This window comes from Halalkalibacter wakoensis JCM 9140, from assembly GCF_000513095.1.
Classification (GTDB): Bacteria; Bacillota; Bacilli; order Bacillales; family Bacillaceae_D; genus Halalkalibacter; species Halalkalibacter wakoensis.
Window position 1 is genome coordinate 43,048 of record NZ_BAUT01000020.1, and the last position, 15,351, is coordinate 58,398.

General features: G+C 34.8%; 17 protein-coding genes. 10 read left to right on the forward strand and 7 right to left on the reverse strand.

The genetic code is table 11. The annotated features are described in order from the left end of the window. Positions 1-162: 162 nt before the first annotated feature. The 3 genes from JCM9140_RS10070 (at position 163) to rlmH (ending at position 2,425) form a co-directional block, all read left to right on the forward strand. Positions 163-1,389, forward strand: coding sequence for a S1C family serine protease (locus tag JCM9140_RS10070; protein WP_034745579.1), 1,227 nt, complete (start codon positions 163-165; stop codon positions 1,387-1,389). A 325-nt stretch (positions 1,390-1,714) separates the two neighbouring features. Beyond that, entirely contained in the window at positions 1,715-1,876 is a 162-nt protein-coding gene (locus tag JCM9140_RS23140) for a CxxH/CxxC protein (protein WP_081727651.1), read from the forward strand. 69 nt (positions 1,877-1,945) lie between these two features. Further along, positions 1,946-2,425, forward strand: a complete 480-nt coding sequence (gene rlmH, locus JCM9140_RS10075) for a 23S rRNA (pseudouridine(1915)-N(3))-methyltransferase RlmH (protein ID WP_034745582.1) — start codon at positions 1,946-1,948, stop codon at positions 2,423-2,425. A gap of 117 nt (positions 2,426-2,542) precedes the next feature. Here the strand turns inward: rlmH and JCM9140_RS10080 are convergent, their stop codons facing one another. The 7 genes from JCM9140_RS10080 to JCM9140_RS10110 all read right to left on the reverse strand — a co-directional run bounded on the left by JCM9140_RS10080 (position 2,543) and on the right by JCM9140_RS10110 (position 10,437). Then, complete coding sequence (locus tag JCM9140_RS10080) at positions 2,543-3,481, reverse strand: hypothetical protein (protein WP_034745585.1); 939 nt, start codon at positions 3,479-3,481, stop codon at positions 2,543-2,545. A gap of 8 nt (positions 3,482-3,489) precedes the next feature. Beyond that, on the reverse strand, positions 3,490-4,065 hold the full coding sequence (locus JCM9140_RS10085; protein WP_052002172.1) for a KwaA family protein: 576 nt from the start codon (positions 4,063-4,065) through the stop codon (positions 3,490-3,492). A gap of 68 nt (positions 4,066-4,133) precedes the next feature. Beyond that, on the reverse strand, positions 4,134-4,769 hold the full coding sequence (locus JCM9140_RS22470) for a restriction endonuclease subunit S (RefSeq protein ID WP_052002173.1): 636 nt from the start codon (positions 4,767-4,769) through the stop codon (positions 4,134-4,136). A gap of 155 nt (positions 4,770-4,924) precedes the next feature. Further along, the gene (locus JCM9140_RS10095) at positions 4,925-5,341 is read right to left on the reverse strand and encodes a restriction endonuclease subunit S (protein ID WP_034745588.1); all 417 of its coding nucleotides are present in this window, start codon (positions 5,339-5,341) and stop codon (positions 4,925-4,927) included. A gap of 4 nt (positions 5,342-5,345) precedes the next feature. Beyond that, a complete protein-coding gene (locus JCM9140_RS10100; protein WP_034745592.1) occupies positions 5,346-6,899 on the reverse strand; it encodes a type I restriction-modification system subunit M in 1,554 nt (517 codons plus the stop codon). Positions 6,900-6,920: 21 nt separating this feature from the next. Further along, positions 6,921-7,511, reverse strand: a complete 591-nt coding sequence (locus JCM9140_RS10105) for a restriction endonuclease subunit S (protein ID WP_034745595.1) — start codon at positions 7,509-7,511, stop codon at positions 6,921-6,923. A gap of 172 nt (positions 7,512-7,683) precedes the next feature. Beyond that, a complete protein-coding gene (locus JCM9140_RS10110) occupies positions 7,684-10,437 on the reverse strand; it encodes a type I restriction endonuclease subunit R (protein WP_034745598.1) in 2,754 nt (917 codons plus the stop codon). 190 nt (positions 10,438-10,627) lie between these two features. Here JCM9140_RS10110 and JCM9140_RS10115 point away from each other — a divergent pair, with 190 nt between their 5' ends. The 7 genes from JCM9140_RS10115 (at position 10,628) to JCM9140_RS10145 (ending at position 14,586) form a co-directional block, all read left to right on the forward strand. Continuing rightward, on the forward strand, positions 10,628-11,074 hold the full coding sequence (locus JCM9140_RS10115) for a JAB domain-containing protein (protein ID WP_034745601.1): 447 nt from the start codon (positions 10,628-10,630) through the stop codon (positions 11,072-11,074). A 16-nt stretch (positions 11,075-11,090) separates the two neighbouring features. Beyond that, positions 11,091-11,417 carry a hypothetical protein gene (locus JCM9140_RS10120; protein WP_052002174.1) on the forward strand — a complete coding sequence of 109 codons (327 nt, stop codon included), beginning with the start codon at positions 11,091-11,093 and terminating at the stop codon, positions 11,415-11,417. A 101-nt stretch (positions 11,418-11,518) separates the two neighbouring features. Beyond that, positions 11,519-11,839 carry a hypothetical protein gene (locus JCM9140_RS10125; RefSeq protein WP_052002175.1) on the forward strand — a complete coding sequence of 107 codons (321 nt, stop codon included), beginning with the start codon at positions 11,519-11,521 and terminating at the stop codon, positions 11,837-11,839. 82 nt (positions 11,840-11,921) lie between these two features. Continuing rightward, positions 11,922-12,437, forward strand: a complete 516-nt coding sequence (locus JCM9140_RS10130) for a DUF1643 domain-containing protein (protein WP_034745604.1) — start codon at positions 11,922-11,924, stop codon at positions 12,435-12,437. Positions 12,438-13,025: 588 nt separating this feature from the next. Continuing rightward, complete coding sequence (locus JCM9140_RS10135) at positions 13,026-13,901, forward strand: tyrosine-type recombinase/integrase (RefSeq protein WP_034745607.1); 876 nt, start codon at positions 13,026-13,028, stop codon at positions 13,899-13,901. 13 nt (positions 13,902-13,914) lie between these two features. Continuing rightward, complete coding sequence (locus JCM9140_RS10140) at positions 13,915-14,280, forward strand: hypothetical protein (protein ID WP_034745610.1); 366 nt, start codon at positions 13,915-13,917, stop codon at positions 14,278-14,280. A gap of 33 nt (positions 14,281-14,313) precedes the next feature. Then, positions 14,314-14,586 (forward strand): DUF960 family protein, encoded by a 273-nt coding sequence (locus JCM9140_RS10145; RefSeq protein ID WP_034745612.1) that lies wholly within the window; start codon positions 14,314-14,316, stop codon positions 14,584-14,586. The last annotated feature ends 765 nt before the right edge of the window (positions 14,587-15,351 follow it).

Genomic DNA, 15,351 nt, shown 5'->3' on the forward strand with positions numbered 1-15,351 from the left:
AAAAAGTTGTTTTTTGATGATTATGCGTCAAACTTGTTGGGAATTATAAAACAAGTGTAAAAAATAATTTAAAAAAGCCCATAGCGCTATTTTTTCTTATGTTTCTTATTATAATAAGGGTAATGACTACTTACTATTTAGGATAAAAGGGTGGTGTTATACATGGGTTATTATGATGATCATTCAACAGATCAAGTAAGAACACGAAGAGATTCACAAAAACGTGGGGTTCCAATTGTTGCGGCTTTTATTGGTTCAATCATAGGAGGACTATGTGTCTTATTTTCGATGCCGATTCTATCGAACTATGGGCTTCTTCCTTATACGATTCAGACAGAACCCGAATCAATTGCTGTATTTGATTCAGAAACGCCACAGCAAGGTCTTCAAGCCGTGAACCTTGATGTGAACAGTGATGTAACTCAAGCTGTGGACCGAGTATCAGATGCTGTTGTAGGTGTAATTAATATGAGACAATCTAGTTTCTTTTCTTCGGGAGATGAGAATGAAGGAACAGGATCTGGTGTTATTTATAAAAAAAGTGGTGACAAGGCTTATGTTGTAACAAATCACCACGTCATTGATGGAGCTAATGAAATTGAAGTAAGCCTAGCAGATGGTACTAGAGTACCAGCCGAATTACTAGGAACAGATGTTATCACGGATCTAGCGGTCCTTGAAATAGACGGAGGATCAGTTGAAACGGTTGCCGAATTTGGTAGTTCCGATACACTCCGAGTCGGTGAGCCTGCGTTAGCAATCGGAAATCCATTAGGTCTACGTTTTTCAAGTACGGTAACGCAAGGAATCATCAGTGCAACGGAGCGTAGCATTCCTGTTGATTTAACTGGAAACGGACAAGTTGATTGGCATGCAGAAGTCTTGCAAACAGACGCAGCCATTAACCCTGGAAATAGTGGAGGAGCACTTGTCAATATTGAAGGACAAGTGATTGGAATTAACTCGATGAAAATTGCTCAAAGTTCAGTGGAGGGAATCGGGTTTGCCATTCCAACCGCCATTGCGATTCCGGTTATTGAAGATCTAGAAACGTTAGGTGAGGTTCGCCGACCACAACTTGGAGTCGGGATTCGCTCGCTAAGTGAGATTCCAAGCTCATATTGGCAGGAAACACTTAGGCTGCCTGAGGATATAAAAGGTGGAGTTGTGATTACAAGTATTGCACCAACGTCTCCTGCCGATCGAGCTGGGCTACAAGATTATGATGTAATTGTTGAAATAGACGGGGTTGAAATTGGAGATAGTCATGATCTAAGGAAGTTTCTCTATACAGAAAAACGAATTGGTGAAGATGTAGAAGTCACGATTTACCGGAATGGAAATAGAGAAGTTATAAACGTTCAGTTAGCCGAACAACAGAGTTTTTAAGTGGGATTGAATAGAAGAGCAGATAAGGTGGATTCATCTTATCTGCTCTTTTTCTATGGATTCTGTGTTCTAAAGATATTCGTTCCATTGCGCTGCAGCCACTCGCACCCGCAAGGAGGTGTAGAGCCTCCTCGACTGCGCCTGTGGGGTCTCGACCTTACCTCTATTTCCCGCAGGAGTCGAGTGGCTTCCGCTCTATTGCACTAGGAGAATAATGTTTACACAGCATTAATCTTTATCAAAAAGTATTTTCTATTTAGTTTATCCACAGTGAACTTTTTGGGTATGCTATAATGAGAAAATGTATGAAGAAAGGGCGTTATGTATGTACTTTGCTTGTAATGAACATATTGAATTAGCCATTGATATGACGGTTGACGAACAAGAACAGGCACCAATTATAGAGAAAGTAGAACAAACGAATGAAAGTTTATCCACAGGGTGTAGTTTTTGTGAAAAGGCAGCCTTATACACGGTGGAACCATAATAAAAAATCCACAACTGTTGATATGTGGATAACTACTGTGGATAAAGTGAAGGGAAGGTTATACACATTGTGAATATCCAAATCATAACGGTTGGCAAATTAAAAGAAAAATATTTAAAAATGGGAATAGCTGAATACACAAAGAGGCTTGGCGCATACGCCAAAGTCGAAGAGATAGAGGTAGCCGACGAAAAAGCACCTGAACAAGCAAGTGATGCAGAAATGTTACAAATCAAAGAAAAAGAGGGAGAAAGAATTTTAGCGAAGATTCATCCTGATACCCATGTGATTGCGTTAGCCATTGAAGGAAAGATGATGACGTCAGAACAGCTTGCAGATAATGTAGACAAGCTAGCTACCTATGGAAAAAGCAAGATTGCATTCGTTATAGGTGGGTCGCTTGGATTGAGTGAGGCTGTGATGAAGAGATCAAATGAGAGCTTGTCGTTTTCTAAGATGACATTTCCGCATCAGTTGATGAAGCTCGTGTTGGTGGAGCAGGTGTATCGAGCGTTTCGGATTAATCGGGGTGAACCGTACCATAAGTAAATGAGGTTTTTTTGTAAGTGGTACAAAATTACGAATTGAATTTATGTAAGTAGCAACAGCACCGTCTCTTAAAATGTGAGAGAGGTGCTGTTATTTACTAAATACTATTGTCTTATATTAAACTGTTATTTCTACATCTCCCGATATTAATCGCTCAATAATAGAATTGTGAATAATCCCTACAAAGGTTTTTGCTGTATCGGGTGAAATGATGATCTCTTTTGTTGTATCATTGAAGTTCACATGTAAACTTGGATCTAATCGCTCAACAGCTTCCTTAATTTTTTCAATAGGATAGTTATTTTCTGAAGGTTGATACTTTGCTAAACGTCTAATAGCTCTTTTACTCATTTGAAGCTTTTGCTGCACGTCCTGTGAGCCTAACCCTTTAAATATATACTGGTCAGAAGAAATTTTATATTCACCAGTATTAAATTTATTTAACGTAGCTTGTGATTTTGCTTTTTGATTTTCATTCAAGGTTAACATACTCTCAAATTTATTGACATCATAGACAAATAATTTCTTTGTAGCCCAATTAAGTTTAGCTGTAATTGCACTAGGTACTTGGATCCCTTTTGGAACAGTGAGCACTGACGAGTTTTCATTAATATCGAAGTTCAGTATTAATTTATTTTTAATAATCGCGTGATTAGAAGCATGTAAGAAAAATAGTTCATCATTTGACTGTGCAATAATAAATTTGATGCCTTCATCTTCTTCTAAATTTTTTATTTCTCCTTGTTTTAAAGGACTTTTAGAAAACTGAATTACTGATGGGCTGTTTGGATTTATAATTTCATTTATTTTTTCCTTGAACGGATGTAAATAACTATTTGTATCGATATCGTCAAAAATAATGTAATATGGAATATCATCAATTAGTGCATCACCGTTTAACTTTTCTAAATAGGAATCTGAATCTGATTTATTATTTAAATCGGATTCAAAGCATTTATAAATTGCAGTTCGCTCGTCTTTACCAGTTTGTAAGCTGTAAATTCGATTGAGATTAGCGTTTTTTGATGTACATACCCAAATTCTGATTAGATTCATATGTTACCTCACTTTTTATAAATGGTTATAAATGTTTTTGACTTTGAAGAATCTCCTATTTGAAAAACCTTTAATTCTGATACAGTCTCTTTTTTGAAAACAAATAGATATTTTCCTTCTTTTGTTTTGCAAAGATCAACTCCCAAAATAACAAGTAGAATATTAGGAAAAATATCAGAACTTTTCATGATTAGAATGAAAATAAGAATTTGTAGTGTTAAAAAGACAATGATAGCTTCATATATACTATTTTCCATAATTAAAACACCAGGAATAATATTTCCAAGTAAGAAGGAAATAACACTACCATTCGATTCTTCTAAGTTAGATTGGGAATACTGTTGAATTTCACTAGTTGGTACTTCGTTACCACGCTCTTTAATGTAGTGTCTATATAAGCTATTTTTTAACAGGTATGCCAATGAAATGATGAGAATAAACAAAATAAGGCACATTACATAAATATTAGTATCGAAAGCTTTATTAAATTTATCATTTATTTGTAGTAAGAATAGAAAGTAAGCTGGAGCCATTGCTGTAACATAATAAAGAACTTTATAGAAAAGCTTCGTTCCGTAAAACAATTGCATCCCCCTATTCTTTGAAAGACTATTGGGAATATAAACAATTTTAATTTACATTCCCAATAAGTTTAAATAAACATTTGTTGCATAAAGGATTTTTTTTGATTGTCCAGATGTTCTAATATTTGCATTTCTAATATAATTTTGGAGTCTAAACTAGTTAAGAATTCAGCTATTTTCTTTTGCTCTGCAACACATGGTAGTGGGATCTTAATGTTAGCGAAATTTTCATAGAACAAGTATTCACGTACACTGCCTTCTGTATTTTTAATTACATCTTGATTAAAGTAGCGAGAGTGCATATAAGCTTTTAAGTACGACTGGATTAACTCAGGTAATGTTTCGAATACTACATATAAAGAACTTACAATTGTAGTATCAGTTACGTTTTGTAAGCCGAAAGAACCTACATTAATCCGTGCTGGATTATAAGCAAATTCATTTTGATGAACGAGTTTATATGCTTTAATATCTACATCAGCGTTAGAGTAATTACGACCACCTTCTAAAATAAATCCTTTTTTATTACTAATAGCTGCTATAGGATATTTTATCCCTTTTGAATTTTTCTTACCAGTTTTTTTGGTTAATTTGCCAAGTCTAACTTTCTCCCACTTAGGAAACTCTTGCCCATTCTCATCTCTAAAACTTAACTTCTGACTAAAAATCTTCTGCATAAATCCTTTTTTTTGTTTTTTTAGCAAGTCGATTCTTTCTTGTTGAAGTTTGATCTTCTGGTCATATAGATTTAGAAATTCTGCTATTTTTACTTGTTCAATTTTCTCATTAGGGATATAAATATCTAGGTTTTTAACAAGATTAGGTGTAAGACTTTGTTGCTTTGTTCCTTGTGTAAATGTTATCCCAATTTGTTCACCATTTTTTTATACCAATGATATAAAAAATCTAAAACGATATATTTATTTAAAGGAAAAGCTAGACAAGATTGATTTGTAGTCATTGGTACTGTATTTATTGCTGCACTACTTCTAGTTCCTTTTGCTTCTAGTCCTGTTATTGCTATAAAGAGAGTGCCAGCAGGGTGAATTTTTAAATTAGTTTTTTTTATAGCTTCAATAGTAATGTATTCTTTGGTACTAGAAACATAATGACTTTTCAGTTCTCCACTACTAATCCATGGAATATCTCCATTAAAATATTCAGGTTTTAAGCGTGATGGTGTACTGCCAGTTGCTAGGTGTTCAAAAAAATCACCAATTTTACATTTTTTCCAACTATCAATAAAACCTTTAAAGCGTAAATTAGGTGTATTCATTTGCCTACACTCCCAATTCTTCAAAGTACTTCTCTAATTCTCTATCGACTTCCGCAATTTCTTCACCAATCTCTTTCAAACGTTTTTCAACTACTTTAAGGTCAATTGGTTCTTCTTCTTCAAATGTATCCACGTAGCGAGGGATGTTTAAGTTGTAGTCGTTCTCTTTGATCTCCTCTAGAGTTGCGGCGTATGAATACTTATCTATTGTTTCACGACTTAAGAATGTTGCAATGATTTTTTCAACGTGAACATCAGATAAATGGTTTTGGTTTTTTCCTTTTTCAAATTCATTGGAAGCATCGATGAGTAGTACATTATCATCCTGCTTACGGCATTTCTTGAATACTAAGATACATGTTGGAATGCTTGTACCGTAGAATATATTTGCTGGTAAACCGATTACTGCATCCAAGTAATTTTTTTCTTCAATTAGATACTTACGGATTGCTGCTTCTGCCGCACCACGGAATAGCACACCGTGTGGTAATACAACAGCCATTGTACCGTTATCATCTAATTGATGAATGAAGTGTTGAATGAAGGCAAAGTCTGCTTTTGATTTTGGTGCTAGTTTTGCATAGCCACTAAATCGTTCATCTTCTTTAAACTTATCGTCTGCACTCCATTTCGCTGAATATGGAGGATTGGCAACGATTGCTTCAAAGCGTTGGTCAATATGTTGCGGTTCTTCTAATGTATCCGCATTTTGAATATCAAAACGTTGGTATGCAACATCATGTAGCAACATATTCATTCGAGCTAGGTTGTATGTTGTTGAAACTTTTTCTTGTCCGTAATATTTGTGTACTTTTGCTTCTTTACCTACACGAAGTAGCAAAGATCCTGAACCACAAGCCCCATCATATACATCTCGAATTTCAGATTTATCAGCAGTTACAATCTTCGCTAAGATTTTAGATACTTGTTGTGGTGTATAGAACTCCCCGGCTTTCTTTCCTGCATTTGCTGCAAATTGGGAAATCATATATTCGTATGCATCACCTAAAACATCAATTTCTACATCATCTTGCAAAAAGGGAATACTAGCAATGTTGACAATGACCTTACTAATTAAATTCGTACGATCCTTAACAGTACGTCCTAAACGTGAAGACGCTAAATCCATATCGTCAAATAGATTTTGGAAGTCGTCTTGACTTGCAGTACCTAAAGTAGATGTCTCAATTGCTTTTACACCGTTCTGTAGCATCTCTACATCGAAGTTGCCATTTGCTCCTTTTTCGATTTCCTCAAGAAAGCGTGAGAACAGGAATTGAGGTTCTACTACATAACCTAACTCATCAATTAGATATTCAGCTAAGTCCTCTCGGTACTCTTCATTTGCCCATGCTTCTGCATAAGCAATGTTATCGTCTTTTAATAACTTTTTAGCTCGTGCTTCTACTTTTTCTGATAGGTAACGATAGAAAATAAGTCCTAAGATATAATCTTTAAATTCGTTGGCATCCATCTGGCCTCGTAAGTCATTTGCCATCGCCCATAATTTTTTATGTAACTCAGCTTGTTGTTGACGTTGTTTTTCACTTGTGGTCATAAAAATTCCTCCTATAATTTTTTAATTAACATTAATACTTTGAATTAACTTCTGTTGAATATATAGCTGCTGTAAATCACGTTTTTCAGTTAATAACGATTGTTGTTTCTTTTTCAACTGGGCAATTTCACCTACCGTTTTTTGCTTTTGAATAGGTGGTAAGTCAATTTCTAAATCTTTTAAATGAGATAGTTTTAATAATGAGTTGACTGTTCCTTCACTTAACACTGATAATTGCTTTTGAATGACTGGATGTTCATTAAAGTACCATTCAAAGAAGGTTAGATCTACATCGCTTGTAAATTGAATTTTTATAAAGTTATTAGTTAATAATAACCCACTATATTTATCAGGTAACAAAGCGAATTTCTGGGTATGTGTGTGTAAAATTAAACTATTTGAATCCGTTAAAAGTTGTGGTGTTAGTTTTTCTTTTGGTACAGTTATTTCAGCACTTTTCTCATTTGAAATTCGATAAGTTAGTCCAAGAGTTTCGTTAAATTGCTTGAGCGAAAGCAGTCTAACTGTTGATGTCTCGATGTTGTCAGCGAACGTTTCTAACCGATTTGCAAAAGCACCTTGTGTGAATTGTGCTATTTCATAAAGTTTCACAACAACCCTCCTTTGATATTTTTTAATATATCACAACTACACGTTTAGTATAAATGTTATTTTATAAAATATCAACACTTTTAATATATTTCTTTGATATTATTTAAAATATCAAAAAAGAGCGCTAATTCTGCGCTCTTCTTTAAACAGATAATAATTAAGCAGTTGGCTTCTATGCACCATACTTTTCTGTAAAGTCACGGATAAACGATGTGATATGTCTAATTGTTTTGTTTTTCTTCAAAAACGATCCCGATAAAGAGTCCATAATTGCATTCTTTTCAATTAAATTTGAGTATTCATAAGTTGATACTTGTTCACGTAACACGCTATCTTCAATATCTACTTCTTTTGCAAAAGAAGTGAGTTCCTGCTCGCTCATTTCTTCTTCGTAGCGATTATAGGCATCTATTACAGATTCATTAGGTGCTATAGTTGGTGCAACTTTATCTAAGAATCCTTTGATCAACTCAACTTTTAGACGTAGCTTCGGATCAGATGCATGGTCTAATTCTTGTTTTATAAGGCGGATTTCTTTCTCACGTTCCTTATGATCTTCAGTACTTAAATTCGCAATTAGATTCATAATATAGCCGACATTGATGCGGTCTGTATGCATCAGCTCTAACTCAAAGTCAATATCATGCAGAATGGACTCTTTTGGAACTTCGCTACGCTTAAACTCTTCGTAAACTTTAAAGTATTTACTTTTGTAATCTTCGTATGATTGTTGTGAAATTTTAAGTTCAGTTTCATCAAACTCAAAATCAGAAAATGACTGTAAACGCTGGAGCATCTTCGTGACATTTTTGAATGCGACAATGAACTTTCGTTTATCTTCTTCACGTTCTAGTTCATCTACTTCTTCTGGAATAACTGCAATTGCTCGAAGATTTTTGAGTGCTTCGTTAAAAGCTTTTAGATATTCATCGTAGCTACTCATAAGTACAGTATCAACATTATCTGTTCTAGAGAATAGCTTAATTGCATCATCTGTATTGTCTTTTAAATTTCGATAGCAAACAATGTTACCATACTGCTTTGTTGATTTCTCAACGCGGTTTGTACGACTGTAAGCTTGAAGTAGATCATGATACACCATGTTTTTATCTACATATAATGTGTTGAGTGGTTTACTATCGAATCCCGTGAGAAACATCTTTACAACAAGTAAAATGTCAATCTGTGCATATTTCACTTTCTTAGACACATCAGCAAAGTAACGATCCCAAGTTTCTGTCGAATAGTCAGTGTTGTACATATTGTTATAGTCCACAATCATACGGTCTAATGTTTCACGAGAATGTTCCTCTGTACCATCGCTTTCCTCATTTTGTCCATATGAATAAATTCCAGCAATCTTTAATTTGTGGTTTTTCTTTTTGAAGATGTCATAGTACTTGATAAGCGTTGGAATTGAATCTATTGCAAAAATTGCACAATAGCCTTTACTCTTCGAACGTCTAATATGGTTATCTAAAATGTGATCTGCAACAAGGTTAAGACGTCGATCGTCATGCCAGACCTCAGCCGTGTCAATCGCTTGTACTTTAGTATCATCATCTTCTTTGATATTTGCATTAAAAGTACGAATATACTCAACAGAGAAGCCAAGTACGTTACCATCACGAATTGCATCTTTGATGAGATAAAGATGGAGACATTTTTCAAATAGGTCAGCCGTTGTACGTCCATCTTGACTTTTGTTCTCGACAAAGCGAGGTGTTCCTGTAAAGCCAAAGTATTGAGCGTTTTGGAAATGGCGGTCGATTTCTTTTCGCATATCACCAAATTGACTGCGATGGCACTCATCAATAATAAATACAACATGATCTTGTTTGTATGGGGCCATAACCTTTGCGTATTTTGGATTTTTAATCGCATTGTTCATCTTCTGAATTGTTGTAACAATAAAACGCTTCATTGGATCTTTAACTTGTTCGATGAGTATTTCTGTTTTGTCAGTACGGTCTACAGATCCCTTTTGAAACTTATTAAATTCAGCAATGGTTTGGGTATCTAAATCTTGTCGGTCAACAAGGAAGAATACCTTTTTAATATTTTCTTCGTCGGCTAGTATTTGTCCAGCTTTAAAAGAGGTTAATGTCTTACCAGAACCTGTCGTATGCCAAATAAAGCCGTTGTTCTTTGTTTCGGTAGCACGCTTTACAAGTGCTTCCACTGCATACACTTGGTATGGACGCATGACCATTAACGCTTTATCTGTATCATTAATGACCATATAACGACTAATCATTTTTGCTAAATGGCACGTTTGTAAGAATGCTCTACTGAACTCTTGTAAGTTTGTAATCAGCTTGTTCTCCTCATCTGACCAGAAGAATGTGAACCCAAATTGAATGTCGTAATCAGAGTTGGAAAAGTATTTTGTATCAACCCCATTACTTACGACAAAGATTTGGAGAAAACGATACAAACCAGAAAAAGTGTGACGACGATAGCGCTGAATTTGATTGAACGCTTCCTTGAAATCGAGTCCTCGTCTTTTTAATTCAATTTGAACGAGTGGTAAGCCGTTAATTAGGATTGTCACGTCATAGCGGTTTGTGTAAATACCATTCATTGTTGTTTGCGTCGTGACTTGAAAGAGGTTCTTACACCAATCTTTTGTGTTTAGCAACTCTACGTAAAGCTGCGTACCATCTTCCCGTTCAATCAGTTGCTTATCACGTAAGATCTTTGCAGAGTCGTAAATGCTCTTGCCTTCAATTAATGTAAGAACTCTCTTAAATTCTATATCTGTTAATGGTTGCCCATTTAGTTTATGTTTATTGAATAAATTAAGCTGTTGCTTGAAATTAGATAATAATGCGTCATAGTCGGCAATCTTAACCGCTTTGTATCCTTGATTTACAAGTTGTTTAAGTAAATTTCTCTCAAGTTCTGCTTCTGGTTGATATGCCATGCTGGGACCCCCTTCAATCTATCTCCTACTATTATACTTGAAATTAAATACTGTGGTTTCATTTTCCTAATAATTTCCCAGAAATTGTGTGTGAACAGGTTTAATTAAGTTTTTATATTTTTCAAAACCCGCTACTAATCAATTTATGGAAATATATTATATTAATGAATAATATTAGGGGGTATTTTACATGAAATCTGCTAAAAGAGTAAATCTAGTTTCTGTTAAATTAATAAAGGAAAAGTCTATGCTGTATCAGAAAAGAAAGGTACAAAGTCCACAAGATGCCTATGATTTATTGAAGCCAATGTTAGTTGATGAAGATAGGGAAAAATTTCTAGTAGTTTGTTTATCAACGAAAAATGAGCCCGTAGCAATCAATGTATGTCATGTAGGAAGTCTAAATGCTTCAATTGTTCATCCAAGAGAAGTCATGAAAGTAGCTATTCTGGCTAATTCAGCTTCCATCATTGTAGCTCATAACCATCCATCTCAAGATCCAACTGAATCAAGAGAGGATATAGAAGTTACAAAGCGGTTAGCTGAGGCTGGTAAGTTATTAGGTATTGAGCTTCTTGACCATCTAATTGTTTGTGAAGAGAAGTTTGTGTCATTGAAAGAGAAAGGACATATCTAAAGAAAGGGAGATTACAATGCAAAGTCCATTTATGTTGTTTCAGAGGTATATGAACTCAAAGTATGGTATAGAGATTAAGAAAAATGAAGTAGCTACCGAATCCATGATACTTTTTCATGAAGAGATTGATGAAGAGTTATTTTTACAAGAAGACTTAGAAAAATTACCAGATCCACTTCTGCTCTTGACGATGGAATATGTCGACAAGAAAAAGCAGGAGTGGATTTTTTGTATTGCTGCTCCAGAAGGTAATTCAGATCAATGGTTACATGGTTTGTGCATAAGAGATGGAAAATTAGTAGATAATCATATTCTTTTAGAAATAGAAAAGTATCCTTCATAACAATTAGTAGAAGTAGGGAAGATTATAGGGATAGAGCTGATAGATCACATTTTTGTAGGTGATAATATTAAAAGATATAGGATATAGGGGGCGTTAGGTAAGTGAAGAAGGAATCAAAGTTGTTTCAATCATACCTTGAAGTAGTACTAGGCACTAATGTAGATATTGACGAGACAGGTTGGGAAGCCGTTACGTTCTACCACGACGAATTGGATGAACCCGAGCAGTTTCCAAAAGAAATATTATCTAATCTACCAGATCCACTCCTCCTTTTGATTACTAGTTATGAAGATAACAAAGGGGACGAGTGGATCTTTTATTTAGCAACTGAGAACAATGATGCAAGTAAGTGGTTGTATGCTTTATGCCTAAAGAACGATGCTGTATTTGAAACTGATATACCAATAGAAGAGGGGGAATGAATAGAGTTGTTATCTGTCCTCTTTAGTGAAGAAAGGTTTTGGTCATTGAAAGATATAGGCTACATTTGAAAGGAGAAAAAAGGTGAAAACAGTAAAATGTACGATAAAAACGGAAGTCATTTTTGATGACGATAAGAATAACAAGTATCTCATTAGAAAAGAGTGGAACAAGAATAAGAGAAAAGCACTTGTCATTATGAAAAATGCAGGTCAGGCAGATGAAATTGTACAAGATCATACAACAATGAATGTCATTAATAATCTAAATAAATTGGGATATGGTGTTGTAGATATTGTAAATCTATTTCCTACTATTGAAGGGAAAGAGACAAAAGAGTCTGTAACTGAGAACTTGAAATGTATCCAAGAAGCTATTCTAAGGACAGATGATGTTATTATTGCGGTTGGTAAAGGAGCAGAGAAAATCAAGAAGGCTGTTGAACGCTTAAATATGATCTTAGCTATTCTGTTAGATAAGAAGGCAAACATTCTTCAAATAGAAGCGAATTTTGGTAGAAAGGGTTTCCATCCTCTATATCCTGCCCTGAAGTATAAATGGAAATTAGTACCGTATAGCAATATTGAAGATAATCAATAAAGTTAGGTGCGAAAAGGCCAAGTTGTGTTTGATTTTATCGAAATGTTATTCAGGATTACACTCGCTATCTTGAGAGATATAGTCAAGAGTAAGAAAACTGACGACAAAACTAATACATTACTTACGACAAAACTCTAACAAGATAAGGATGACCAAGTGATATTAAATAACACCAAGCACTTTAGCTATTTTTGCTTTGTAAATACTCACGACTTAAATATAGTTCTGTCGGGAGTGGTGAATAACTGTCCCTAAAGTAGTGTCAGTAGAGACAATAGCGACAATGACACTACTATTGTATTGACGCTACAGGAGGGTCATGCGTGAAGGGAGGTGAAAGGAAATGTGGCAGAAAATTCTTGTAACAGTCTTAGTTGCTGTTGCTGCTGAGGTAATAAAAGAACTGAAGGATGAGAGACAAGTAATTCATATTGAAGAAGGGAAGTGAGTTAGTGAAGCTAATTCCCAATAGAAACAGGGTGCCTTGCCTATTGTTTAGGTTGTTTAGTTTATTTAAGATTTTTAAAAAATAAAGCCATTGATGTAGAACTTTTAGCATCAATGGCTTTTTGTATTTTGGAGGGACAGATGATGCTAATAAAAGAGTTTGTACATTGGCTAGAAGAGGAAGGAAAGGCAGACACGACTATCGAGTCTTACGTAGGAGACTTGCTAAGCTACCAAAAGTATATGTCTGAAAAAATGACTGATGAGAGACAGTTACTTTCAAGGTTCGCTTTTCTAAGATATAAACAATTCCTCATTGATCAAAGCTATGCGACTGCAACAATCAACAAGAAGATTAACAGTTTAAAAGTTTACAATGATTTTTTAATGTTTCAAGGTGTAGTTAGTCAATCCTTCATATATATGAAAAGGGATCGGATTATGGTTGCTTCAGGGAGTGAGCATGTCGTTACTGCCCTGTCAGACAAAGAGGTAGAACAACTACTTTTTTACCTTGAAGACCCAAGGAAAGTGAATCCTAGAAATAAGCTAATCGTTTATTTACTTTTATACACAGGGGTTCGAGTGAGTGAGCTTATTAACATAAAACTTAGAGATATTGAATACCTGACTAATACAATCACAGTTAGAGGAAAAGGTGGGAAGGTGAGAGAGATCAGTTTGCGACAAGATGTAGTTGAACTAATACGAGTATATGTAAAAGATATTAGAGCAACTTCTAAATTTTATGAGAGTGAATATCTACTTGTTAGTCAAAGAGCACTGAAAATGCATAGAGATGCAGTAAGAGATTGGTTAGCTAAGATATCTAAAGAGTTAGGTTTTAAGCTGCACCCGCATTTGTTTCGTCATACATTTTGTACAAGGCTGCTAAAAAAGGGGGTAGACCTAACAACTGTAAGTAAGTTGGCTGGTCACTCTACGGTTAATATGACTGCCAAGTACTATATTCAGACAACCAGGCAAGAGAAAAGAGATGCTGTTGAGTTATTGTAGAGAGGAGAAGTGTATGGAGATTATACAGTCTTTAGCAGATATAGAGTCGTTAAGAGTAAGGGAGAAAATACCTCTTGAACTAATAACAGAGATTGAGAAAGATTTTCTAAGTATTTATGAAGCAGAAGGAAATGAAACATACTTAATGGATTTCCGCTTGTCTACTTGGCGGTCACTTCATATTTTGGAAAAAGGGGATCGCGTTGCTGCTAAGATTGGCCATTCATTAGAACTTGAATATGTGGAACTATGCAAGTTAAAGGGATTAGAGTATTACCGCTGTGCAGTGCGTAATGATCAAGAGTTCCAATTGTTTTACTCAATAGTAGGGACTCATGATCCAGAGACAGAAGAGTGGCTATTAGAGAATGGGAGTTGATTTCCGCTGTTCGAACTAGATAAACCATTCTATATGACTAGAGCTGTTGCTGAAGAACTATCAGAAGAACATAAGAAGCTCATTGCGAGCTACATCCAGGAGAATCAAGAGATATTAACGGATTACTTACAAGTATTTGAATTCAGTATAGAGAAAAATAAACAACTACTTAGACAAAGGCAGGAAATACCTGAAAGAGAAACGAACATTGTTTTACCACTTAGAGAGGTAAATCCAATTCTCAGAACGGTTTGGGTGATGGATCAAGGTGATCATGTTATGATTTTGTTTCCAGAAGACTATTAGTATTGCTTATGAGCTAACCATTAAATGTGGTAAGCTCATTTTTTTTTTGCAGTACCAACTATTCCTAATATAGCGTCAGTAGAAGAATTGATTGTATTTTACACCTGACGTTACATTGGGGGAGAAACTATTAAAATGGTAAGAGGAAGGTGAAAAATGGCAATAGGTTATAAAAAGCGTACAATTATATAGAACATTTTGTCAAAGTAGTAAAGTAGCCAATCCAGCATACACTGTCCAAACACCACTAGATAAGCATCTTCATCAAAAACGGATGTTTATGTTGAAAAATAACGACGAAAGAAACGGATTCATTACTGCAGAGTAGACAAAAACTACGCATTAAACATGCGGTAACTACCTCGATGGTAAGATCATTAGCTATTTAGTTTGCCATACAACAGATTTCTAGAGCTTCTGTTCGTTTGTAAACCATAAATAATTTAACCTTATTTTTAGAATGGTCAATCATAAACATAATATTTAGGGTTGTAAATTAGGAATAGAGTGAATATAATGTTATTAAAGTTGCCCTTAGGAAAAATAAATTCATTAGTACAAGTTTATTTTACAGATGCAAATACATAAGATAATTTATTAGAGGAGTTCCCGTAGAACCTTTTATTTTTTCGGAAAAAGTTGCCTTAGGGAAAGTTTATGACCTCTATGCAAGTCATTAAACATCTAAAGGGAGTGGAAAGAGTTGGACGACACATTATTAATTCAGAATTTACATGTTTCCTATCACGGAAATGAAGCGTTAAA